The 24,368-nt window shown below is 38.6% G+C and carries 23 protein-coding genes; 12 read left to right on the top strand and 11 right to left on the bottom strand.

Going from position 1 to position 24,368, the window contains the following annotated elements:
• Nucleotides 1-39: 39 nt before the first annotated feature.
• Nucleotides 40-639, bottom strand: coding sequence for a hypothetical protein (locus FFU37_RS01900; RefSeq protein ID WP_039485272.1), 600 nt, complete (start codon nucleotides 637-639; stop codon nucleotides 40-42).
• Nucleotides 640-765: 126 nt separating this feature from the next.
• Here FFU37_RS01900 and FFU37_RS01895 point away from each other — a divergent pair, with 126 nt between their 5' ends.
• Both FFU37_RS01895 and FFU37_RS01890 read left to right on the top strand, forming a co-directional pair.
• Nucleotides 766-1,611 carry a LysR family transcriptional regulator gene (locus FFU37_RS01895; RefSeq protein ID WP_002958025.1) on the top strand — a complete coding sequence of 282 codons (846 nt, stop codon included), beginning with the start codon at nucleotides 766-768 and terminating at the stop codon, nucleotides 1,609-1,611.
• Between the two features lie 212 nt (nucleotides 1,612-1,823).
• On the top strand, nucleotides 1,824-3,980 hold the full coding sequence (locus FFU37_RS01890; RefSeq protein WP_138488571.1) for a TonB-dependent receptor family protein: 2,157 nt from the start codon (nucleotides 1,824-1,826) through the stop codon (nucleotides 3,978-3,980).
• A 187-nt stretch (nucleotides 3,981-4,167) separates the two neighbouring features.
• Here the strand turns inward: FFU37_RS01890 and rlmB are convergent, their stop codons facing one another.
• From rlmB to FFU37_RS20260, 6 genes are all read right to left on the bottom strand, one after another.
• Nucleotides 4,168-4,911, bottom strand: coding sequence for a 23S rRNA (guanosine(2251)-2'-O)-methyltransferase RlmB (gene rlmB, locus FFU37_RS01885; protein WP_002958023.1), 744 nt, complete (start codon nucleotides 4,909-4,911; stop codon nucleotides 4,168-4,170).
• Nucleotides 4,908-7,403 carry a ribonuclease R gene (gene rnr / locus FFU37_RS01880; RefSeq protein ID WP_138488570.1) on the bottom strand — a complete coding sequence of 832 codons (2,496 nt, stop codon included), beginning with the start codon at nucleotides 7,401-7,403 and terminating at the stop codon, nucleotides 4,908-4,910. Before rnr ends, rlmB begins: the two co-directional genes overlap by 4 nt.
• Nucleotides 7,404-7,604: 201 nt before the next feature.
• The gene (locus FFU37_RS01875; RefSeq protein WP_138488569.1) at nucleotides 7,605-8,339 is read right to left on the bottom strand and encodes an enoyl-CoA hydratase/isomerase family protein; all 735 of its coding nucleotides are present in this window, start codon (nucleotides 8,337-8,339) and stop codon (nucleotides 7,605-7,607) included.
• A 98-nt stretch (nucleotides 8,340-8,437) separates the two neighbouring features.
• Nucleotides 8,438-9,052 (bottom strand): response regulator transcription factor, encoded by a 615-nt coding sequence (locus FFU37_RS01870; RefSeq protein WP_138488568.1) that lies wholly within the window; start codon nucleotides 9,050-9,052, stop codon nucleotides 8,438-8,440.
• Complete coding sequence (locus FFU37_RS01865) at nucleotides 9,052-10,152, bottom strand: sensor histidine kinase (RefSeq protein WP_138488567.1); 1,101 nt, start codon at nucleotides 10,150-10,152, stop codon at nucleotides 9,052-9,054. Before FFU37_RS01865 ends, FFU37_RS01870 begins: the two co-directional genes overlap by 1 nt.
• The gene (locus tag FFU37_RS20260) at nucleotides 10,149-10,319 is read right to left on the bottom strand and encodes a hypothetical protein (RefSeq protein ID WP_164487629.1); all 171 of its coding nucleotides are present in this window, start codon (nucleotides 10,317-10,319) and stop codon (nucleotides 10,149-10,151) included. Before FFU37_RS20260 ends, FFU37_RS01865 begins: the two co-directional genes overlap by 4 nt.
• A 158-nt stretch (nucleotides 10,320-10,477) precedes the next feature.
• Here FFU37_RS20260 and FFU37_RS01860 point away from each other — a divergent pair, with 158 nt between their 5' ends.
• From FFU37_RS01860 to queG, 4 genes are all read left to right on the top strand, one after another.
• Nucleotides 10,478-11,344: a DMT family transporter gene (locus FFU37_RS01860; protein ID WP_002958018.1), complete on the top strand. Its 867-nt coding sequence runs from the start codon at nucleotides 10,478-10,480 to the stop codon at nucleotides 11,342-11,344.
• Nucleotides 11,341-12,045 carry a glycerophosphodiester phosphodiesterase gene (locus tag FFU37_RS01855; protein WP_039485289.1) on the top strand — a complete coding sequence of 235 codons (705 nt, stop codon included), beginning with the start codon at nucleotides 11,341-11,343 and terminating at the stop codon, nucleotides 12,043-12,045. The genes FFU37_RS01860 and FFU37_RS01855 overlap by 4 nt, the downstream gene beginning before the upstream one ends.
• A 45-nt stretch (nucleotides 12,046-12,090) precedes the next feature.
• Nucleotides 12,091-13,311 carry a methyl-accepting chemotaxis protein gene (locus FFU37_RS01850; protein ID WP_138488566.1) on the top strand — a complete coding sequence of 407 codons (1,221 nt, stop codon included), beginning with the start codon at nucleotides 12,091-12,093 and terminating at the stop codon, nucleotides 13,309-13,311.
• Nucleotides 13,312-13,377: 66 nt separating this feature from the next.
• Nucleotides 13,378-14,511, top strand: a complete 1,134-nt coding sequence (gene queG / locus FFU37_RS01845) for a tRNA epoxyqueuosine(34) reductase QueG (protein ID WP_058154164.1) — start codon at nucleotides 13,378-13,380, stop codon at nucleotides 14,509-14,511.
• Nucleotides 14,512-14,545: 34 nt separating this feature from the next.
• On the opposite strand, the gene FFU37_RS01840 is transcribed toward queG, so the two are convergent.
• From FFU37_RS01840 to FFU37_RS01830, 3 genes are all read right to left on the bottom strand, one after another.
• Nucleotides 14,546-15,673: a response regulator gene (locus FFU37_RS01840; RefSeq protein ID WP_002958014.1), complete on the bottom strand. Its 1,128-nt coding sequence runs from the start codon at nucleotides 15,671-15,673 to the stop codon at nucleotides 14,546-14,548.
• A 54-nt stretch (nucleotides 15,674-15,727) separates the two neighbouring features.
• Nucleotides 15,728-17,722 (bottom strand): hybrid sensor histidine kinase/response regulator, encoded by a 1,995-nt coding sequence (locus FFU37_RS01835; RefSeq protein WP_138488565.1) that lies wholly within the window; start codon nucleotides 17,720-17,722, stop codon nucleotides 15,728-15,730.
• Nucleotides 17,723-17,841: 119 nt separating this feature from the next.
• A complete protein-coding gene (locus FFU37_RS01830; RefSeq protein WP_039485299.1) occupies nucleotides 17,842-18,330 on the bottom strand; it encodes a GNAT family N-acetyltransferase in 489 nt (162 codons plus the stop codon).
• Between the two features lie 81 nt (nucleotides 18,331-18,411).
• Between FFU37_RS01830 and FFU37_RS01825 the strand changes: the two genes are divergently transcribed.
• The 6 genes from FFU37_RS01825 to FFU37_RS01800 all read left to right on the top strand — a co-directional run bounded on the left by FFU37_RS01825 (nucleotide 18,412) and on the right by FFU37_RS01800 (nucleotide 23,868).
• Nucleotides 18,412-18,987 (top strand): glutathione peroxidase, encoded by a 576-nt coding sequence (locus FFU37_RS01825; RefSeq protein ID WP_002958010.1) that lies wholly within the window; start codon nucleotides 18,412-18,414, stop codon nucleotides 18,985-18,987.
• An 86-nt stretch (nucleotides 18,988-19,073) separates the two neighbouring features.
• Nucleotides 19,074-19,355: a peptidylprolyl isomerase gene (locus tag FFU37_RS01820; protein ID WP_002958009.1), complete on the top strand. Its 282-nt coding sequence runs from the start codon at nucleotides 19,074-19,076 to the stop codon at nucleotides 19,353-19,355.
• A 64-nt stretch (nucleotides 19,356-19,419) separates the two neighbouring features.
• Nucleotides 19,420-19,998, top strand: coding sequence for a glutathione S-transferase family protein (locus FFU37_RS01815; protein WP_039485301.1), 579 nt, complete (start codon nucleotides 19,420-19,422; stop codon nucleotides 19,996-19,998).
• 17 nt (nucleotides 19,999-20,015) lie between these two features.
• The gene (locus FFU37_RS01810) at nucleotides 20,016-20,366 is read left to right on the top strand and encodes a DUF2750 domain-containing protein (RefSeq protein WP_002958007.1); all 351 of its coding nucleotides are present in this window, start codon (nucleotides 20,016-20,018) and stop codon (nucleotides 20,364-20,366) included.
• Nucleotides 20,367-20,465: 99 nt separating this feature from the next.
• On the top strand, nucleotides 20,466-21,146 hold the full coding sequence (locus tag FFU37_RS01805; protein ID WP_138488564.1) for a site-specific integrase: 681 nt from the start codon (nucleotides 20,466-20,468) through the stop codon (nucleotides 21,144-21,146).
• A gap of 148 nt (nucleotides 21,147-21,294) precedes the next feature.
• Nucleotides 21,295-23,868, top strand: coding sequence for a M1 family metallopeptidase (locus FFU37_RS01800; protein ID WP_138488563.1), 2,574 nt, complete (start codon nucleotides 21,295-21,297; stop codon nucleotides 23,866-23,868).
• A 77-nt stretch (nucleotides 23,869-23,945) separates the two neighbouring features.
• On the opposite strand, the gene FFU37_RS01795 is transcribed toward FFU37_RS01800, so the two are convergent.
• Nucleotides 23,946-24,311, bottom strand: coding sequence for a hypothetical protein (locus FFU37_RS01795; RefSeq protein WP_007376965.1), 366 nt, complete (start codon nucleotides 24,309-24,311; stop codon nucleotides 23,946-23,948).
• Nucleotides 24,312-24,368: the final 57 nt, after the last annotated feature.

The raw sequence follows: 24,368 nt of genomic DNA, 5'->3' as shown, positions 1-24,368 counted from the left end.
CAGGTAAACATTGTAATGCTCACCTGTTGTTTTTATTCGTTATGCGGCTTCACTATGCATAAGTGCAAAACCTTGCGCTTGCATGTAGCTTTGCCATTTTTGTAATTCTTGTTGTTTAGCTACTAATACAAAGTGTTGTTCGTCGTTTTTATCAATGACGGTAATAAATACATCACCGCTTTGTGCACCGTAGCAAAGTTGCGCGTCAGAAAGGCGCAAACCTGGTGTTAATTTAAAAGCATTAACTAGGGTATCAAATGCGTTGTCGCCACTTAAAATAAAGCTTGCTAGGTCGGTGCGTACTACATAATCAATATCAAAACGTAATTGCTGCTCGTTTATAAGCGCTTGTAGTTGAAGGCTTGCGTTGTGTGGTAGTACGAATCTAAAGGCGGTTTCGCTAAAGTAATAAACAGCAAAACTGTAGTCAGAATTATAGTCGCCATCAAGCGTGCCTTTTAAGCCTAAACCGCTGGCGGTAAGCTTAGTTAAATCAAGGCCTAAAATAGTGCTTAAAAATACACTGGTTTCGGTGCCGCTAAAATCCATTACAACGTGATTGTTGTTAGTTTGCAAAGCGTTAGTAACCGCACTACTTGCGTTGCTGTGGCGGGCAAACATTATTGGGTTAAAAGTCATAACAAACACCTGTGTATTTTCGATTACAAAAGTATATTGCCCACGCCTATCAACAACAAATTGTAATTATTTATCAATTGATAAATAATACTTATATATATGGCTATATAAATTGTAATTTTAAATATGAAAAACATATCAACAGACGGTTTACGTACTTTTGTAATGGTAGTTGAAATAGGTGGCTTTGCTAAAGCAGGCGATTTACTTGGCCTGTCGCAACCTGCTGTAAGTTTGCAAATAAAGCGTTTAGAAGACGTGCTTGGCTATAAACTATTTAAAAAACAAGGGCAGCGCCAAGTATTAAACCAGTACGGCGAGCTATTATTGCCTATGGCAAAACAAATGATGCAACACAACGATGCTATTTTGCAGCAGTTCACCTCAGAAAACATTGCAGGTAAAGTGCGCTTGGGTATTCCGAGCGAATTTGCAGCGCGCATACTACCTTCTATTATTGGCGACTTTGTGGCGCTCTACCCTGAGGTGTCGTTAGAGGTTAAGTCGCGTTTAAGTAAGCATTTGCTTTCGGCCTCAAGGCAAGATCAGTTTGATTTAGTACTTGCGCTAAATGAGCGACTCAACTCTGATAAGTTTCCTATTTTTATGCAAGACGAACTAGTGTGGGTGGGCGACCTGTCACTTGCGCATAATGAGGTGGTTACCCTAGTTACCGCACCAGAGGGGTGTATTTATCGTCGCCGTGCTACTGATGCATTAAAAAGTGCAGGCATTAAATACCGAATAGTTTATAGCAACGCCGATTTAACCGGCCTTATAGCAGCATTAAAAGAAGGCTTAGGTATTACGGTACTTGCCAAAAGTACAGTACCGAGTGAGCTTAACTATCAGGTTCAAACCAAGCATTTACCAGCTCTTGGTAATATTGGTATTAGCTTGGTTAAAAGTTCGGGTGAGTCGGAAAATGCGGTAGATAAACTCGCTGAATTTATAGCTCTACGCTTGGGCTAGCGCTTACGTAGCACGTATAAATCGTTCAGCCTTTATAGTTAGTTAAACAATTACAAAATAATACAAAAGAAAAAATTTAGTTAATTAAGTTGCATAAGCAGGTGTTTTTAGTTCTATTAAACTGAATAATTAAATAGTTAATAACATTGATTCGTATTCGTTAACGTGTTCAAATTACGCCAATTAAGATAATTGACATGATTAGGAACACAATGAACCCTAAGTTTTTAGTATCTACTTTGGCAACTGCGGTTGCTTTGTCTTTTAGTGCTACTGCAATAGCAAAAGACACCAGCAATAAAGAACAACGCTTTGAACAAATTACTGTTATTGGCTCACAGCAAGCAATTAACGATATTCCTGGTTCGGCTACGTTTATTTCTGAAGAAGAGCTTCAAAAATTCCAGTTTACCGATATTTCTCGCGTTTTAGCGTCTGTTCCGGGCGTTTACGTGCAAGAAGAAGACGGTTATGGCCTTCGTCCTAACATTGGTATGCGCGGTACAGGTACTGGCCGTAACGATAAAATATCAGTAATGGAAGACGGTGTATTAGTTGCACCAGCACCATATTCAGCACCTTCTGCATACTACTTCCCTACTATGGGTCGTATGGAATCTATTGAAGTATTAAAAGGCGCAGCCTCAGTTAAGTACGGCCCGCGTACTACGGGTGGTGTTTTAAACTTACTTTCGCGCAGCTTACCAACTGAGCCAAATAGCTCAAAAGGTATGGTAGATGCAGCCCTTGGTAGCGACGGTTACTACAAAGGCCACGCTTACTTTGGTAAAGAAAAAAATAACACAGCAGGTTTAATTGAAGTATTTACTTACGGCGCAGATGGCTTTAAAGAGCTGCCAGTAGGCAATGACAACACCGGCTTTGAAAAAACAGATTTACTATTAAAGTTTGGCCATACGTTTGGTCAAAACGATGCGCATAATCTTGAGCTAAAAATTAAGTACTCTGACGAAACATCAGACGAAACTTACATGGGCTTAACTGACGAAGACTATAAACAAAGTCCTTACCGTCGCTATGCTGCATCGCAAAATGATGAAATGAATACGCGCCACAACGCATACCAACTTAACTATGCATACCGTTTTGGTGATGGCTATGAGTTTTTAGCTACGGCTTACTTAAACGATTTTCATCGTAACTGGTATAAAGCCAGCAAAGTAAGCGAAAGCTACCTTGAGCAATACAGTGAATTTGAAGCAAACCCTACAAGCGAAGGTATTGAAGGTATTGGTATTAAAGCTAATAACCGCGATTACCAAGCTAAAGGTATTCAGTCTGAATTACATATTCCTGCAGGCGATCACTATGTGACTGTTGGCGTACGTTACCACGAAGACGAAATGGATCGTTTTCAGTGGGAAGACAAATACACACTTAATCAAGACCTAAGCTTAACGCTTACAGAGCAAGGCGTTCCGGGCTCTGATAGCAACCGCGTAGATAGTGCAGAAGCAAGCACCTTGTTTATTCAAGACGAGTGGACAATTGACGCATTAGTAGTAAGTGCTGGTCTTCGTTATGAAGACATTACTATTACTCGTGAAGAGTGGTCTAAATCAGATCCAACACGCAGCAACGGTTTAACTAAAGATGTGTCGAACGACACTGAAATTTTAGTGCCGTCACTAGGTGCTACATACACGCTTAACGAAAACGTAACGCTACTTGCGGGCATTCAAAAAGGTTATGCACCAGCAGCACCTGGTAATGCAGACCAAGAAGAAGAAGAAAGTGTAAACATTGAGTTTGGCTCTCGCTTTAATATGGATGGCTTTAGCGGTGAAGTAATTGCTTTTTACTCAGATTACGACAACATGCACGGTAACTGTACTGCAGCGGTTGGTTGTAGCGACGACAACATTGGCGACCAATACAACTACGGTGAAGTAGAAGTAGCGGGCTTTGAATTTAGTGCAGCACGTACTTTTGCAACTGATACAGCGATGTTCCCAGTTAAATTAACGTACACCTACACAGACTCTGAGTTTAAAAACGATTTTGATTCAGAAATTTGGGGCGCGGTAGAAAAAGGCGATGCAATGCCTTACGTACCAGAAAACCAAGTAGCGTTATCGTTAGGTGCTGAGTTTTCTGCGTTTGTAGTTAACAGCCAAATACGTTACGTATCTGATGCGCATGCTAACTTAACTGAGGCGGGCTTAAACGCAATTGATAGCCGCGTAGTATGGGATTTAGCTGCTAAATACTTAATCGATGAAAATCAAAAAGTATACCTAAGCGTTGATAACTTGTTTGATAAAACATACGTTGCTAACCGTTCAAACGGTGGCATTCAGCCAGGTAAGCCGCGTACTGTACAGATGGGCTACACTTACTCATTCTAAATTGAAAGCTGGTTAAACGGTTCACTAACAGCGTTAATAATTTTTTATGTAAGACCAAAAATTATTGCCTTGTTTTTAAACCGTTTACCAAAGCTTACAAAGTTAAAGCGTAAATTACAGACACAAAAAAGCCGAGATTGAATTTCAATCTCGGCTTTTTAATACATAAAACTTATCGTTTTATATATTAGTTATTTGCGTTACGTTGGCGTAATACTTCAAACAAACAAATACCCGTGGCTACCGATACGTTTAAGCTTGAAACAGTACCCGCCATTGGAATTTTAACAAGCATATCGCAATGCTCACGCGTTAAGCGTCGCATGCCCTCGCCTTCTGCGCCCATAACAATAGCCATTGGCCCCGTTAAGCTTGCATCAAATACGTGGTTATCAGTTTCGCCAGCGGTACCTACAACCCATACGCCTGCATCTTTAATTTCGCGAAGCGTACGTGCAAGGTTAGTCACTTGAATAAGCGGTACTGTTTCGGCTGCGCCACAGGCCACTTTACGTGCAGTACCATTAAGCTTAGCCGACTTATCTTTAGGTACAATCACAGCGTGAACACCTGCCGCGTCTGCACTACGTAAGCATGCGCCTAAGTTATGCGGATCGGTAATACCATCAAGCACAAGTAAAAACGGTGTGTCTTCACGAGCGATTATCGCATCAAGATCTTTTTCATTAAACGTTGGCGCTGCTTTTACGTTGGCAATAATACCTTGATGCTGCTCACCTTTTGATTTGCTATCAAGGGCTTTACGCTGCATAAACTGTACTGAAATACCAAATTTACGTGCTTCATCAATAATCGGAGTTGAGCGTTTGTCGTCACGACCTTTAAGGGCGTAAATTTCTACAAAGCGCTCTGGTTCGCTTTCTAAAATTGCTTCAACAGAATGAAAGCCAAAAATTAATTCATTACTCACGTATTGTCTGCTCCTGGGCTAGTACGTTTGCGGGCATTTTTGCCTGCTCTTTTAGGCTTTTTAACGGCCTTCTTCTTTGGTTTTTTCTTTACGGCAGTGTCTGATGCTTTTTTATCTGCAGGTTTTGTTGCAGACTTATTTGCAGGCTTGCCTTTATCTTTATTTGCTGGCTTTTTTTTACCTTTTGGTTTGTCATCGCTGTGCGACTTTTTACCTGGTACTTTGCCTGCTTTTAATTGCGAACGCACACTTGCTGGCGCATGCTCAGACTTACCTGAGCCTTTTTTTGGTGCACGACGACGTGAGTATCTGTCTTGTGCAACATCGCCTTTAAGCGTTAAGTTTATACGGCGATCGTCTAAACTAACCGACGCAACTTTTACTGTTACTTTATCGCCAAGGCGATAAACTTTGTGAGAGTGCTCACCTATTAGGGTGTGTTTTGCAGCATCATGCGCAAAAAACTCGTCGCCTAAATTAGTAACGTGAATAAGCCCATCAATTTGTAAATCGTCTAAACGAATAAACAAACCAAAATTGGTAACCGATGAAATAACACCATCAAACTCTTCACCTACATGGTCTTGCATAAACTCACATTTAAGCCAATCAGCTACTTCGCGAGTTGCATCGTCAGCACGACGCTCTGTTGTAGAACACTGCTCACCTAGTTGATCAACTTCGTCGTCGGTGTAAGCATATTCGCCAGACGTTTGCTGACCTTGTGCTTTTATTACTGCTTTAATAGCACGATGCACGACTAAATCTGGGTAACGACGTATTGGCGATGTAAAATGCGCGTAAGCCGATAACGCTAAACCAAAGTGACCAATGTTATCTGGCTGATATACAGCTTGTTTCATTGAACGCAGTAACATAGTTTGAATAAGTTCAGCTTCTGGGCGGTCACCTAGTCGCGCTAATACTTGCGTTATTTCTTTTGGTGTTGGCTCGTCGCTTAATGTACTTTCAATACCTAACTCGCCTAAAAACTTAGTAAAGTTACCTAGTTTTTCTTGATCTGGTTCGTCATGCACACGATAAAGCGCACTCGCTTCATGCTTTTCAAGAATTTTAGCCGCTGATACGTTGGCTAAAATCATACATTCTTCAATAAGTTTGTGCGCGTCGTTACGAATAACAGGCACTATTGATTCTATTTTACGCTGAGCGTTAAATACAAAACGTGTTTCTAGGGTTTCAAACTCTATGGCACCACGGTCTTGGCGTGATGCTTTAAGTGCCATGTACATTTGCTGTAAATCAGTTAAATGTGGCACAACGGCTGAGTATTCTTCGCGTAGTTTTTCGTCGTTTTGTAAAATGGCATTTACTTTGGTGTAAGTTAAACGTGCGTGCGAGTTCATTATCGCTTCGTAAAACTTATAACCCGAAAGTTTGCCCGCGCTCGACACGGTCATTTCGGCAACCATACATAAGCGATCTACTTTTGGATTAAGCGAACATAATCCGTTAGAAAGCACTTTTGGTAGCATCGGAATTACTTGCTCAGGAAAATATACTGAGTTACCACGCAAAATTGCTTCTTTGTTAAGCGGCGTGTTCATTCCTACGTAATGCGATACATCGGCAATGGCAACCCATAAGCGCCAGCCACCTGATTTTTTAGGTTCACAATATACGGCGTCATCAAAGTCGCGTGCATCTTCGCCATCAATAGTTACAAGTGGTAAATCACGTAAATCTACACGACCTTGTTTGTCAGCTTCTTCAACAAATTCACCTAGATGAGCAACTTGTGCTTCAACTTCTTCTGGCCATACATGTGGAATATCGTGATTGCGCAGTGCAACTTCAATTTCCATACCTGGGGCTAAATGCTCACCAAGTACATCTATAACTTTACCTACCGCGTTCATGTTACGGCTTGGGTTTTGCGTAATTTTAACCTGCACCATTTGGTTATGGCGGGCACCGTTTTCGTTGCCTGGTAAAATCATTATATCTTGCGTTATGCGCGGGTCTTCAGCGACTACAACAGCAACACCGTGCTCAACAAAGTAACGGCCAACAATTGGCGCGCGCTCGTTAGTAAGCACTTTTATAATACGTGCATCGCATTTTGAGCCAGAACCACGTTTAGTGCCTTTAGCTAGTACAATGTCGCCATGTAACACCATATTCATTTGGTGCTTAGCAATAAACCAATCTTTACTCTCGCCTTCAACTTCTAAAAAGCCGAAACCGTCTCTGTGGCCTATTACTTTGCCTTTGGTTAAACCGGCTTCGTCAATTAGGGCATAGCATTTAAATTTATTGAAATACAGCTGTCCGTCACGCTCCATAGCGCGAAGGCGGCGTTTAAATGCTATTTGGCGTTCGTCATCGTTTACTGCTAGTTCTTCACATAATTGCGCGTAGTTAGCAGGCTTTGAACGCTCTTGAAGGTGAGTAAGTATAAACTCACGACTAGGGACTGGGTTTTCGTACTTTTCTTGTTCTCGACTGAGATTTGGATCTTGGTTTGACATTCACTATCTTGTTAGTTGGTTATGTAGGTATTTTAACCCATATAGTTATAATGAGACAGGTAAAAGCTATTAAACTTTTAAGAAAGCACTTTTACCTTGCTGTTTACCTTGGTGTATAGTTTAAAAATCTAGCGCAATGGGGCTTAACGATCCCTTAACTGCAAAGTGTTTAGTCATCTCGTAGCAATGCTAAAACCTGTACTATTTTTTTTGTAGGTTTTTCCACAGCAGTTTACTTATATTATCAATAAAGCTTGGGTCTTCTTCTTTCATCGTAAGTAAAATCTGCTTATTCATTTGTGTTTTATTTTGAGCGTAAATCCAACGATTTTTATTAAACTGCTGGGCAAACTCAAGTACACCCGCTTGTAGTTCGTCGTTATTTGTAAACACAGCTTCAACTACTTTGTTCTCTAGCAACTGCTGTGCCCCAACCCGCTCTCCTGACATAGCTAGACGATTAAAGAAGGTTTGCGAAATTGCCTTATTAATTATAGGAAACATCGACGGAACAAATGGCACCATTACATCCACTTCAGGAAAACAAAAAAAGCCTTTGTCTGATTTCATAAATCTAAAGTCGCACGCACACGCAAGTACAGAACCATTACCATAGGTATGCCCGTTTAACGCAGCAATAATAGGCATAGGAAAAGTAACTATACGTTTAAATAAGTCACTTATTTGAATCATAAAGTCAGAAATTGCTGCAGGTAAAATACTTGGATTAGACATCCATTGAAGGTCGATACCCAATGACCAGTTTTTATCACTTGAAGACGTTAAAATAACTGACTTAATATTTCGTTCTGCTTCAATGTGGTCTAGGTGTAAATTAAACTCAGCCAAAAACGCTGGGTTGTGGCGGTTTTCAGCGGTATTCATGGTGAGTATAGCGATATTATTTTTAGTTGTTAGTTCTATTAAGTTTGCCATTAAAACCTCTTTTAGCGCTTTTTAAGCTAATTTTAAGCGCTGTTCGTTACTTTTACATATCATAGTAATACTTTGCTTATAATTTATAAACCCGCTAATTAAAGCCACCCTTTTTGTTTAGCTATACGCGCAGCATCTATGCGGTTAGTGGCGTTTAATTTTGCAATGGCATCCGATAGGTAGTTACGCGTAGTCCCTTCGCTAATAAATAACTGCTTGGCTATGTCGCTTGTTTTAAGGCCATCGCTTGCAAGTTTAAGGGCTTTGCGTTCTTTATCGGTAAGTGGATCTGCATCGTCCAATGCATTAATAGCAAGCTCTGGGTCAATTACCTTTTGTCCCTGCATTACTTTTTTAAGCGCATTTATTAACTCTTCACTTGGTGCTTCTTTTAAAATAAAACCTTTAACGCCTGTCGTAAGCGCTCGCCTAATATAACCCGCACGAGAAAATGTAGTCATAATAACCATTTTTATAGTAGGAAATTTAACAGCTATTTTTTCGCTAAGCTCTATACCATTCATGGTTGGCATTTCTATATCGGTTAAAATTATATCGGGATGTAAATCACTATCAAGCGCCTCAATTGCATTAAGTGCATCTTGCCCGTTACTTGCTTGCCCAATAATCTCAATATTAAAATCAAGCCCTAACAATGCTGCTACTGCGTCGCGTACAAGCGCCTGATCTTCCACTAAATATACTCTGATCATTATAAATCCTTAGCTGTAATTGGCAGCACTACTTTTAAAGTAAAATTATCGCCACAGGTAAATGCTGCACTGCCATTTAGTTGCTCTGCTCGCTCTTTAATACCATTTAGGCCATTGCCCGAATTCAATGTACTGCACGGACCATGGTCAATTACGGTTATAAGTAACTGCTGCGCTGTTTGTTCTATATTTATTTCGCAATTTTTTGTGTTGCTATGGCGTAATAAGTTAGTAACTGCCTCTTTAATTATAAGGCCTGCTATACCCTCTACTTTAGCGGGCAGAGCATTTAAAACCACATTAAATGAAACGTTAAACCCTTGCTCTATTAACCTTTGCTTTAACTGTGCTACTTGGCTGACAAGATTAAGCTGTTTTAAATCACTTACGGCGCTTCTTACATCGCTAAGTAACTGCCTTGCCAAATCGGCCACTTGTGCAATTTCGCTATTTGCTTGAGCGTAGCGCTCTCCTTGGTTTAATTTATTAGCAAGCTCAGCTTTTAAAGCAATAGATGACAATGAGTGACCTAAAATATCATGCAAGTCGCGAGCTATTCGTTCTCGCTCTGCAATAGCTGCTAATTGCTCTAGTTGGTTAGCGCTTTCTTGTTCGCGCTTCTTGTATAAGCTTTCTCTTTTTGCTGCAATACCGTAACTAAATAATGTGGCGCATAGAATCAAAGCAACGCCTAAAAAGTATTGAACCTTACCTATATCTCCAATATATGTGCTTAATAAAACCGTGAATATAATTGCGACCGCAGCATAAATTCTTTGACGGGAGCTGTAAGAGTAGCCTGCTATATAAGCTACGAAACCAAATAAAGTAGGCGTACCTGTGGTGTAAAAAGTAGCGCAAAAACAAATTAAGAGCATGGCTAAAAATAACTTAGTCACCCCTGCACTTTTACAGTTTATTGCTTTTACATACAAAAGAATAAAAGCAATATAGAAGGCTAAAGACATAACAATTTGGTTAACTGTAAAGCTCGCAAAATTAATTATTAGCGGGAGTAAATAAAAGCCGGTAAAAATTAAATGTCCATATTTCCAAAAACCTTTATCGCTTTGTTGAGAAAAGCTGCTTAACGAGCTCATACTAATACCTCAGGCATATTATTTTTACTTATAGCACTATTTTTATTAATAAATATAAATAACATAAAAATGCATACCAGCATAAAGCAATCTGCGTACGTAATCGTAAAACTTAACGCCTCTAGCACTTCATTAATAGTTAAGCTGATTAAAATTAAAGAATTCATAATTATCTCCTGTTGAGTAAGGTAACTATGCCCGCGTACAAAAATAATAAGAGTGTGAAGTGTCATCAACTTTAATGACTTTTGTCATGCGGAAAAAATTCATCTTAAGAATTTTTAAGCAATGTTAATATATTCAAAAAGTACAACAAGGAAATTAAATGCAACCTCAGCAACAAAGTTTAATTTATTTACACATAGCGGTATTACTTTTTGGCGGGACCGCTCTATTTGCCAAACTTATTGGTTTAAATGCTTTAGATATTACCGTTTACAGAACTGCAATTGCAGGAATGGCTATTTTAGCCATGCTTTATTTTCAAAAAAAACAAATTAAACTCAACAAACCTAAAGACTATCTTATTGCATTATTTTTAGGTGTTGCTGTGGGTATTCACTGGGTTACCTATTTTGCTGGTATGCAAATGGCCGGTATAACTATTGGAATGCTGGCATTTTTTAGCTATCCCGTAATGACGGTGTTTTTAGAACCCTTATTTAATAAAAGCAGGCCAAAAGCAAAAGATATAATAAGTGCAGCGGTGGTTGTTTTAGGTATTTACTTATTAGTACCAAGTGCAAACTTAGGCGATGATGTAACCCTAGGTGTAATAACAGGTGTGATATCGGCATTGTTTTTTTCAATAAGAAACATTACTCATAAGCGCTACTTTAGCCAATATGGCGGGCCGCAAACGATGTTTTATCAAACCTTAGTGGCAAGCATTATGTTGTGTGCATTTATAGAAGTACCAGTGTATGAGGTTAGTAATCACGACCTGATTTTAATTGCTGTAGCGGGTGTTATATTTACAGCTACACCGCACTCGTTATTTGCAGCAAGTTTAAAGCATTTATCAGCGGCAACCGCTGGGTTAATTTCTTGCTTGCAGCCACTTTATGGCACCATACTGGCTATAGTAATTATTCATGAACGTCCTACTATTATGACGTTAGTTGGTGGAGCACTCATAGTGAGTGCCGCTTGTTTTGAAACGTGGTCAATCACTAAAAAGGCTCGACAATGAAAGTATTTGCACACCGTGGTGCCAGTGGGGATTTTCCTGAAAACACCAAAAGCGCTATTTTAGAAGCGTTAAAAGTAGATGTTGATGGTATTGAAGTAGATATTCAAAGTTCCTTAGATGATTACATGGTAATACACGACTCATGGCTTGATAGAACCACCAGCGGTAAAGGTAGGGTGAGTAACTTTACCGCTCATGAGCTCTCTAAGCTTGATGCTGGAAATGGTGAAAAAATCCCTACTCTTCAGCAGCTGTTTGATTGGAATAACAATAAATCTTTATTAAATATTGAGCTTAAACACACGTTTGCACTAGAAAGGTTTGTGGCTCAATTAGAACAAAACATTGAAGCTAAAAAAATATCGAAAGCCAATATTTTAGTATCATCGTTTGATCATCATCAACTACAGTGGCTTAAAAACAAGCTACCATGGCTTAAAATAGGCGCCCTTACTTCTTCTATTCCAATTAACTATGCAAAATTTGCTAGTGATTTAAACGCTTATAGCGTACATGCAGATAAAACCTTTATAAATAAGGCTTTTGCAGAGGATGCAAAAAAAAGAGGCCTAAAGATTTATGCTTATACAGTCGATAGGGAAGAAGATATAGCGCTAATGCTTGAGTATGGCATAGACGGAATTTTTACAAATTACCCAGCGCGAACCAAAGCTTACTTGTTGTCGTTACAAAAAGGCTAACTTACATTCCCCTCACTTAAATAACAATCGTAGGGCTTGAGCATAATGAGTGGTTTTATGAAAATTTATAACTATATAGAGCAAACATTCTTTTTTACGTTAACCCGTAAAATAGTCGGTAACTTAAGTTTTGTATTATTGTTCCAAGCAATTACGTTATTTTGGCTGCATCAGAGTTTAAGCGAACAACAGCAAAGTACAGGGCTATTTTGGCTGCTTACGCTTGTGATTATATCTGGTTTTATTTTTACTCTTTTTTATATGCGTTTTTTAATTGTTCGCCCTGTTACTGCTATGCGCGATACTTTGATAGAAATAAACCAACAAGATGCAAATTTAGCAGCAAAACTTCCCCAGTTTTCGTATGACGAATTTAAAGATTTAAGTTCACAATACAATATATTTACTGCCCATTTAAGTGAGTTACTCAGCACAACATATAACAGTGCTCAAGCTAGTGCACACAGCAATACACAAGTCACTGAATCAATGAAAAATACTGAGCAATCAAGTGAGCAACAAATACAGTTAAGCCACAGTATTATTAATGCCAGTATGCAAATAACCCAAAGCTTACAAGACATAGTAAATAATACAGATAGCGTACATAACGTTAATAATGAACACCTTAACTTTGTAAAACTATCTGCGTCAGAACTCGCTGCTTTAGTAGAGCAGGTTAAACTTATTACTAATATGCTAGGTAGCTTTTCAAATACAATTGCGGGACTAAAAGAAAACAGTGAAAACATTCGTAGTATTTTAAAAATGGTTGAAGAGTTTTCTGATCAAACTAATTTGTTAGCCCTCAACGCCGCAATAGAAGCAGCTAGAGCGGGTGAAGCTGGCAGAGGATTTGCCGTAGTTGCAGACGAAGTACGCACGCTTTCAATAAAGGTAAGTGGCGCAACTAGGCAGATTAGCGACTTTATAAGTCAGATGAATGATTTGGTAAACGAGACAAATAAAGAGTCAGAGCAATTAATGACTCACTCTAATAACGCACAAAGCTCAATTAGTGCAACCTGTGATGGCTTTACTAAAATGCTTAGTGAGTTTGAGCACAACCAGCAGCAGCTGCAACAAATAGCTAGTGCTGTACATTTGCTTGAGGGCACCCAAAGTACGACTCACCAATCGGTAGAGCAAATCGTAGCTTTAGGGGAGCAAGCTAAACAGCAAATAGATACAGCATTAGCCGATAGCGAGCAATCTCAACAGCTAAGCTTACAAACCCAGCAACAGTTAAAACGCTTTGTGCACTAAGAAGCGTTTTCGGGCTCAGAGAAATATGGTAAATTACGCAGCTATTAATTTAAGTGTGCAAAGCGTGTGAGCAACCCTACCCCAGACTATGAAAAATTAGCCCTGCAAATAAAAACCTGGGGGCAAGAGCTTGGCTTTAGCGAAGTGGGCATTACTGATATTGACTTATCTAAGCACGAAGCCCAATTGCAACGTTGGCTTGATGCAGGCTACCACGGCTCGATGGATTATATGGCTGCCCACGGTATGAAACGCGCCCGCCCTGCTGAATTAGTGCCTGGTACACAGCGTGTTATATCCGTAAAAATGAATTATCTGCCTCCCGATGCTGGCTTTGCAAAAACCTTAAAAAATAAAGAAAAAGCATATATAAGCCGCTATGCATTAGGTCGCGATTACCATAAATTAATGCGTAATCGTTTAAAAAAACTCGGCCAAAAAATAGAGCAAGAAGTTGGCGAGTATGGCTTTAGACCCTTCGTAGATTCAGCCCCTGTACTTGAGCGTCAACTTGCCGAAAAAGCCGGTTTAGGGTGGCGTGGTAAGCATTCGTTATTAATTAACCAAGAAGCGGGGTCGTGGTTTTTTTTAGGCGAGCTATTTATTGATTTACCTCTACCAATTGATGCAGAAAACACCTTTGAAGGCTGCGGAAAATGCGTTGCTTGTATTACTCTTTGCCCAACAGGTGCAATTGTAGAGCCCTACGTTGTTGATGCACGTAAATGTATATCGTACTTAACCATAGAACACCAAGGGCCAATACCAGAGCAGTACCGTTCTTTATTAGGCAATCGTGTTTATGGTTGTGATGATTGTCAGTTAGTATGCCCTTGGAATCGTTATGGACAAATAACTGACGAAAATGATTTTCATCCTCGCACTCAATTAAAAGATAAAGATTTACTTGAGCTGTTTGCTTGGGATGAGCCTACATTTTTAAAAAATACCGAAGGCAGCCCTATTCGTCGCATTGGCCACGAACGTTGGTTACGTAATTTAGCAGTTGGTTTAGGTAATGCAGAGTTCAGCCCCGCTATTATTAATGCCCTACAAGATAAAAGCCAAATATGCAGCGAACTTGTTTTAGAGCATATTGAATGGGCACTTGCTCAGCAAAACGATAAACAACGATTACAAATTCGTAAAACAGCTAGGTTAATTAGAATTGTAGAAAAAGGCTTACCAAGGGATGCATAGCACCGCTTAAGTAAACCTTTATATTGCGAAGTAACTAGTTTTTCAAAAGTAACGATAGATCTTGTTCTATCTCTGTAAAGGCTGCTTTGACTTGTTTAACAGACTCTTCTCTTGCTACTGAGTTTTGGATAGTTTCATCTACTTTTTTATAAATAAACACCTCCTGATCTTCATCCAGTCCCATTGATGGGATACGTTCTTCGAGCTCTTCTTGTAACTGTTTAAACACTTTTTCGTTGTTTTGACGGTTTTCATTCAACAAGCTAATTAAGCTATGAAACTTACTATGAACAGTACTTGCTACGGCATTAAGTTTCGCTCGTTGTGATTCAAGCATTTTCTTGGTCATGATGGCGCGTAGCTGCTGCTCGGTAACACTGACAATAAAACATACGTGGTCGCGTATACGACCATGCTTATCAGGGTCATGATCGGGCATATTTAAAATAAGTAAGCTAATCAATTCATAGTTAACTAAAATTCGGTGCGAAAACTCATGTAAGCGCCCTTTGTTTTTCAGCATTTCAAATAGCTCCACCACAATAGGTGAACACACGCCGTTTAGTGCAAAGTGGCTAATTTCATTATTTTCTCTAAATTCTACATTGCTTTGTAAATCAAAAGACTGAAGGCAATCTACAAGCGCTTTACCTAACTCTTGAGGATCGTTAATAAAGCCAATGTTTTCAACGTAGTTAACTATTTGCCCCATTTCACTGCTATTGGCCATTGCATTAAATGCAGTTGATGTTGCATCTTCAACTTGCTTTTCTAGGCTTTGCTTTTCAACGAGTACTTGATTTAAATTTTTAAGCTTAGATTTAAGTTCGTCATGGCCAAAAGGTTTTACAATATAGTCTTCTGCGCCAACAGAATAGCCTTCCATGCGTTCTTCAACAGTGCCGCGAGCAGAAACAAACATAACAATAATGTGTGCGGTATTTGGATTTGCTTTAAGTGCTTTACATACTTCATAGCCGTTCATTTGCGGCATACTTACGTCGAGTAATATAACCTGAGGCATATAACCTTCAACCATGTTTAAACACTCAGGACCACTTGTTGCTACTTGTAATTCAAAATCAAGCTCCTCTAAAATTTCCTCAATAATTTCAAGGTTAAAGGGTTCGTCATCAACGGCAAGTATTTTAGTTAAGGCCATAATTTATCATCCATTCAAATTCTTTAAAAAGTTACTTGGTATGCCAAAAAACAATTAATTACTGTGTTGTATTAACTGATCTTCAGCTAAATGCTCGTCTAAGTTTATTTCTAATGGCACTTGTATAGATATAGTTGCACCACCATTTTCGTTGTTACGTGCAGTGATTTCACCTTGGTGTAAAGATACAAACTCTCTACACAATGCAAGGCCTAACCCTGTGCCACCAGCACCACTATTTGTTTTACTGCTTTGCACAAACTTAGTAAAAATATGCTCCAACTCATCTTCTGGTATACCGACCCCATTATCGGTAACCTCTATAGTAGCAAGCTTATTATCTGACTCTAAATTTACCCGTATTTTACTTTTAGGTTCGCTAAATTTAAGTGCGTTACCTAGTACGTTTCGAAGTAACTGGTTTATTTGCTCTTCATCACATTGTGCAATTACAGGTAATGGCTGTGCGGTAAATATAACCTCAATTTCTTTTTCCATTGCCGTACCAGACACATCGTCAATACTTGTTTTAATAATATTCGCTAAATTATAGGGACGAGGGTTAAATGGAAACTTACCTACATCTAGCTTAGATAGGTCGAGTAAATTATTTAGTAACGACAGTAAACGCTCACCACTACTCTCTATTCGCGATAAATACTTAATGAGTTTTTCTTTTGCAAAATCTCCAGCTTCTAATTTACTTAAACCAAAACGCGAAAAGCTTAAAATAGAGTGCATAGGTGTTCGAAGTTCATGCGACATGTTTGCTAAAAATTCTGATTTACTTAAGTTTGCAGCCTCAGCCACATTTTTAGCATGCTCGAGTTGTGAAGTACGCGCTCTTACTTGCTCTTCAAGAACATCTTTTGCTTCAAGTAATAAATCCTCTTTTTGCTTAAGATGAGTTACATTTTTAAATATGACCGCAAGTGCTATTTCGCCATGGTGATCTATCTCATTAAAAGAGCCAACTAAGGGTATATAACCTCCTGCTGTTTTAGATAAACGTAAATCGCAGCTAAATTGTCGATTACTATTTAATGTCGAAATCTTATCTTTAATACCTAAAATTGAATCATCGTCTAAAAAATCAAATACTGATTTACCTTCGAGTTCATTAAACGGTAAGTTAAATAGTCTCAAGCAAGCATCATTAGCTTCTATCACTCTACCGCACTTTTCAAATAACATAATTGCATCGGGCGTATGTTTATAAATAACCTGAAGTAGGCTGTCTTTTTCAATCAGGGCATCAACCGTATCTTGTAGCCTTTCTACAAGCTCTGCGTTATGACGTTTTAATAACTCTGTTTGCCATAATTTATGTATTGATTGTAATAGTGAGCTATCGTTTAAAGGTTTAATGAGTACATCTTCTACGCCTTGGCGAATTGCTTCGATCATTGAAACTTGATCAGGGCGTGAGGTAAATAACAAACAACGACTATGCGGTTGGGTTACTTTTAAATTTGAAAAAATTCCTAAACCTGTTCCGTCATCTAAAATAAAATCGCTTATCAGTATATCTATTTGCTTTTCTTTACTAATTTCTAAAGCTTCTGCGGAGGTTGTTGCAGTATGAGTCTCGATATGAGCACCGATTAAGCTATTTTTCATTTTTTCGAGACGTTCAGGAACATGATCGACGAGTAAAATAGTAGGTAATTGCAAAATATGGTTAGAGCCTAATTCTAATAGGCTCTCTAAAAGAGAAGTAATTTCTTTATTAGAAAAAAATGGGTAGACCACGGTTGCGTCAGGCGCAATATGATTTAGCTCGCTAAACGCAGTTAGTTGTTCACCGCTTTGTGCTTTTGGCGCAAGCAGCATAAAGCGCTCTTGCGCTACTTCGCTTACAAGCGGTTTTATAGAATCAACAGGCACACCATGGGCAACAACAACTAAGTCGTAATCGCCTATATTGGTATACATGTCTAGCATGCTGAAATGAATTAATTCGACCTCACACCCTATTAATTCTAAAAGCACTTTCACACGCATCGCGATGACACTACTACTATCAATAATTAATATTTTTCGAATCATCAAGCCACACTTCAAATTAATAAACTTAATATCCTAATAGCGTAGTCTATTTTTATTTAATTGGCATAAAGCCCTATCGTTATTTTGTAAAAAAATATTACAAGCTTTCAAAAAACAGTTTATTTAAGATGCTTTCCAAAAATAGTCAGGCTGTAGGGCTTGTTATCCATTATGGCAACGCTTGGCAACTCGCCCCATATTTCAAAATCAAAATGCTTAAATAATTTAACACTTGGTAAATTATGACTAAAAATAAAACCAAGCAATACTTTAATATTTAATTGCTTAGCTTGTGTTTGAGCAAATATCATTAGCTTTTTACCAAGCCCTTTACCTTGTGCTTTACGGGTAATGTAAATGCTCATCTCTACTGTGCCATCGTAAGCAGGACGCCCATAAAACGATTTATAACTTACCCAAGCAAGTACTTGGTTATTTTCGCAGTAAACATAAATAGGCCTTTTATCGTTATGGCTATTAAACCAGTCACGCTTTTCGTCAACAGTAACTTCTTCGGTATCTGCAGTTACCATTCGCCCTGCAATGGTTTCGTTATAAATGGCTACAATTTCATTAAGATCATCAATAGTTGCTAAACGGGTTGTCATAGGTCATTCAAAGGTTGATCAATTTGTTTCATATTAGCGTATGATTATCCAATCAAACAATTGAAAAGTTTAGGTAATGTAATGCTAAAAAAAATTATAATAGGATTAATGGCTTTATTTATTAATGCCCCACTCCACGCTGAAACATCATCAACTATCAACCAAACCTCTACCCAAGACTGTCAAGATTTTACCAATGTCGATATTCGAAAGCTTCGCTCAAAAGAATCTATTAATTTATGCCAATTTAAAAATAAGCCTTTATTAATAGTAAACACGGCAAGCAACTGTGGTTTTACACCCCAATTTAAAGGCCTTGAAGCGCTATATCAACGATACAAAGAACAAGGTTTAGTCGTATTAGGGTTCCCTTCTGATGATTTTTTTCAAGAAGAGGATAGTGAAAAAGAAACTGCAAAAGTATGCTTTGTAAATTATGGTGTAACCTTCCCTATGTTTGCTACAAGCGAAGTGCGTGGTAGTAAAGCGAATCCAATTTTTAAATATTTGAATGAGCAAACTAGCTCTCCAAATTGGAACTTTTATAAGTACTTAGTGTCTGCTGATCGTGAGACGGTTTTACGGTTTAACAGCAAAGCAGCACCTGATTCAGAACAAATGATTGCTGCAATTGAAACTGTGCTTTCTGATAAATAAGTTTATACTGGTACAATTAGTTGAAACTAACTAGAATGATATTTTAATTCGGTTAAAAAAACACCACACTATACTCGGGAGATTTTATGACAGTAGCAAGCGCACGACATATACTTGTAGACAGTGAAGCACAATGCTTAGACTTAAAAACAAAAATTGAGCAAGGCGAAGACTTTGCTGAATTAGCCAAAGCGCATTCAAACTGCCCATCAGGTCAAGATGGCGGTGCTCTTGGTGAGTTTGGTCCTGGTATGATGGTTCCAGAGTTTGATAAAGTTGTGTTTTCAGCTCCAATTAACCAAGTACAAGGCCCTGTGCAAACTCAATTTGGTTATCATTTACTTGAAGTTACTAGCCGTTCAGAATAAATTTAACTGTATCGTAAGTAACGTTTTATAAAAGCCGCTTATGCGGCTTTTTTATGGAGTAATTATGCAATTAATTGGTTCTGTACCTTCACCTTACGTGCGCCGAATTAGAATTTGGGCACAACAAAACAACTGTAAACTAGAGCTTGTGAGTCTTGATATATTTTCTGAGCAAGATCGCCCTACTATGGCCAGTAAAAATCCAGCTCGAAAGATTCCCATTCTGGTAGATGGCAACTTAACACTTAGTGACTCTAATTCTATATTGCGCTATTTACTTGAAAAAACAGGTCAACCAAAACTAACGTGGCCACAAGAGCACTTACTTACGACTATAAATGCCTGTAACGATTCGCTAGTAGAAATGCTGCTATGTGAACGCTCTGGATTTGACACCAAAAGCGATAAACTCTTTTTTAATTTGCAAAACGAACGAATTGAACAAACATTAAGCTTTTTAAATACCCATTTAAGCGATGAAGAATTTAAAAGCTGTGAATACCTCAACATCAGTTTATACTGCCTGCTTGATTGGATTTGCTTTCGTGAATTAACTGACTTTAGTCAGTATTCAGAGCTTGTTGCTTTTCATAAGCAATATGGCAAGCGTCAAGCAGCAATAGATACTAATCCTCGTCACTAATTTAAAAAGGTAAACACATGAGCGATATCGAAATTGAATCACAACTAGTTAACTTTGTAGAAAAAGTACGTGTTAGCGAAGTAATTTGGGCACTTGGTGCAGAAGATAATGGCTTTGTAGTGTGCGATTCTAACCAATTTGACGAAACTGACGTACTACTGCTTTGGGAAAGTGAAGAAGCAGCTAAAGCGCAATGTAAAGAAGAGTGGAAAGACTACAGCCCTGTAGAAATAAATCTTGATGAATTTTTAGATGCATGGGTTGAAGATTTAAATGAAGATAACGCACTTGTTGGCATTAACTGGAATGATGACCAAGTATGTACAGAGATTGAACCTACTGGTTTAGCTCGCGCATTAAGTGAATAATACTTTATACGCTTTATTTTAAGAGCGGATAAAACCCGACTAGCATCTACTGCTAGTTGGGTATAAAATAAAACACATCATTATTTTCAAGGTATTACGTTGAAAACCCATCTTGGTCGCCGGCCCTTTTCAGCCATGGAACTGCACACTCTTTATAATGGATATATATACGGTGATTTTAAAGTTGCACGTGAGCAACCAAAACACTGGCATTTTTGGCTTCCTCTAATTGCATATTACAGTGGTGCATATAGCGATGAAATTGGCTATCTAACGCTTGATGATCTGTCTCTTGAAAAAGATGTCTTATGTTTTAATTTTCATACTCACGGTAAGATAAAACCTCGCTTAGTTCCTGTGCATCAGGCACTTATAGATGCCGGGTTTAATGAATATTTAGCATTCATAAAATCACAAAATCAACAACGATTAATGTTCGACTTACCCGCTAAAACTGGCAGATACAGTGAAAAAGTCCGTATTTGGTTTTCAGGTGAAGGTGAGCGAGCCGGCTATTTACAAAAGTGTGATATACCAAACGTTGATCAACTCGGTATGAAAACAGCAATAAGCAGCCTTCGTCTTAACTTTGAGCAACAAGTGCGTATACATGCTCTGCAAGCCAACTCTAAAGACGCCTTTAATTACCTCATGGGATTTAACGAATACCCACATAATGAATTTAAGGACGTGCTTTTATTAAATAACGTGATCCAAAAAATACGTATTATTAACTCACACCTGCATTGGCAGCGTTTTATAACACGCGAAAGCCACTGACAAACTTTGTTACTATTTCCCCTTAAAGTCACCGTTATAATCAATTACTCTATTTAAAAAAACTGTTAGGATATCTAACCCCCTAATAATATGAGCATAAAAAAGCCTATTTAGGGTAGTTTCTAACAACAACAATCTAGGGATCACTATGTTTCTTAAAAGCCTCTTAACAGTGAGCGTTGCTTTGGCAATGGGTGCTGCAAACGCTAACGAATTCGTTATTGAAAAACTCGCAAAACCAAGTTCACAACAGGTATCGTTAACACTCGATCCGAGCCAAGATACATTCACAGGGATGACTGAGATTTCCCTAGAAGTACTAAAACCAACAAAATACATTGAATTAAATGGCGTAGCTTACGCTGTTAAAATGGCGCAACTGCTTGGCGACGAAAACTGTGACTTAAACAACGAAATGCTTAAAACAGGTAAAGTTAAATTTAGCTGTGATGAGCAAATCCAACCAGGTAAATACACCCTTAAAGTTGATTTTTCAGCGCCATATAACCGTCAAAGTGTTGGTTTATACAAAACGTTAGACCAAGGCACACCTTATTTATTTACTCAATTTGAAATGAGTGATGCACGCCGTGCATTTCCTGTTTTTGATGAGCCAAGTTACAAAATTCCATTTCAGTTAACGATTACTGCGCCTACATCACAAAAAGTATATTCAAATACGCCTGAGCTTAAAGCAATCGTTAATGGCGATATGACCACACACTACTTTGATAAAACGCCGCCAATTCCTTCATACTTAGTCGCGATGGCTGTTGGCCCGTTTGAAGAATTAGATATTAAAGGCATGCCAATTCCTGGCCGTGTAATTACCCCTCAAGGTAAAATCCACTTAGCCCAATACGCAAAAGAAAACATGCCAAAAGTATTGGGTGCACTTGAAGCGTATTTTGGTATTCCTTACGTTTACAAAAAATTAGACTCAGTAGCGGTACCAGAGTTTCCATTTGGCGCAATGGAAAACTCCGGCTTAGTAACCTACCGAGAAGATATTTTATTAGTTGATTTAGCTGCAGCAACACGCAGTAAAAAACAGCGTAATGTATCAATTATTGCTCACGAACTTGCTCACCAATGGTACGGTAATTTAGTAACCATGAAATGGTGGAACGACTTATGGTTAAACGAAGCGTTTGCTAGCTGGATGGCTGCAAAAATTACTAAGCAGCTTAACCCTGAGTTTGAATCGCACTTAGACCTGCCACAAAACAACGTAATGGCACTTGATGCACGCCTAAGCACCAAGCCTATTCGTAAGCCAATTAAAACCGAAGCCGACATTATGGACGGTTTAGGTCTTGCTTACAGTAAAGGCAGCTCAGTACTTGCTATGGTTGAAAACTGGATTGGCGAAGATGCATTTCAAAAAGGTATTCAAAGCTACTTAAAAGAGTTTTCATATAAAAATGCTGAAGCGGCCGACTTATGGGAAGCACTTGGTAAAGCATCAAATAAAGACGTAGCGAGTGTTTTAAAATCGTTTATTGAGCAATCTTCTTTCCCACTAGTTAAAGTAACTCAACAAGGTAGCAAAGTAACTATTTCACAAAGCCGCTTTGTAAACGCAGGCGTTGATGCGCCAGAGCAGTTATGGAATGTACCAGTTGCAATTAAATATGGTGCTGGCGATAAAGTAAAAACAGCAAACGTATTACTTAATAAACAAAGCCAAACACTAGATTTAGACTTTGAACCAGAGTGGATTTATCCTGATCAAGGTGCACTAGGCTACTACCGCTGGGTAATGGATGATGCACAATTTAGCGCACTTGTTAAAAAGGCGCCAAGCGTACTGAGTGACCGTGAACGCTTAGCGTTACTATCGGCTACTGATGCGCTACTTGATGCTGGTGTTATATCTGCTGCTAAGTTAATGCAAACACTTGAAGTGTTCGTAAGCGATAGCCACCCTCGCGTAGCAAATACTGCACTAGGTTACTTAGTATCGCAACAGCGCACTTTTAAAGACGATAGCAATAAAGACCTATGGCCTGAATTTATTCGCGGTGCAGTAACGCCTGCTGCTAAAAAATATGGTTTAGAAGCAAAAGCGGGTGAAGACGGAGCTATTGCACAACTTCGTGCAGCCGTTGTATCACGCTTAGGTTTTGATGGTGAAGATCAAAACCTCATCAATAAAGCCAAAGAACAAACGCAAGTTTATTTAAATGATCCACAAAAAGTAGACCCATACTTAGCGGGTACGTACTTAACTCTTGCTGCTTTTCATGGTGATAAAGCACTGCTTGATCAATTCATGACAACGTTCAAAACGACTAAAGATCCGCAAGTACGCACAAACATGCTTGCAGCTATGGGCTTTTTTGGTAAACCTGAGTTACAAAAAGCGGTATTAGCTTATAGCTTAACGGATGAAGTAACGGCATCTGACATGCGTACTATTTTGTCAGGTCAAAGTTACACAGATGAGCGCCAAGCATTATTTATTGATTGGGTTTACAGTAACTACGATAAAGTAACAGCAAGTTTACCGCCGTTCTTTATACCTAACTTGCCGTACTTTACAACTGCAAGCTGTGATGCAGAAAGCTTAGTGACAACAAAAACCTTCTTTAACGAAAAAGTAGCTGATGTAGCTGGTTACGCTCGTACACTAAGTAAGCTTGAAGAAAGCACAAATGATTGTATCGCGCTTAAAACACGTGAACTTGAATCGGTTAATAGCTTTTTAAAAAGTAAGTAATTATTAGGTTTATTGAGCTATAAAAATACAAAAGCCGCTGAATATAAATTCAGCGGCTTTTTACTTTTTATATAAAATTAATTACCAATAATCATAGTTAGCTTGGCTATAAAATCTTTGGCTGCTTGCTCAGAATTTATTTTAAACGCAACACCGTAGTGAATAGGTTGGGCGCTTTTAAAAATGCGCGTAGGAAAGCGTGTCATCTCACTGCTATGGAAGTACCCTTGCGCACGCGTCACGCCATCAATATCATTAAAATCATCGCTAAATACTTCAAATGCTGGGCGAATTACTATTTTACCCTTGCCGCTTTCGCTGTGGGTATAAAATGCTTCTTTAGAGTTTACTAACATGTACTCTGCAATATTTTTAATCTTAAAATTACTTCTGCACTGTAATTTAATGAGCTGTTCTGTCAGCTCGTCTGCACTATAAGCCACGTGTAATCCCTATTAGTTAATTTGCGTATTAGATTAACGCATACACACAATAAAATC

Origin of the sequence: Pseudoalteromonas distincta (assembly GCF_005877035.1) — a bacterium.
In the GTDB taxonomy this organism is placed as follows: domain Bacteria; phylum Pseudomonadota; class Gammaproteobacteria; order Enterobacterales; family Alteromonadaceae; genus Pseudoalteromonas; species Pseudoalteromonas distincta.
This window is presented reverse-complemented; position numbering and strand designations above follow the sequence as displayed.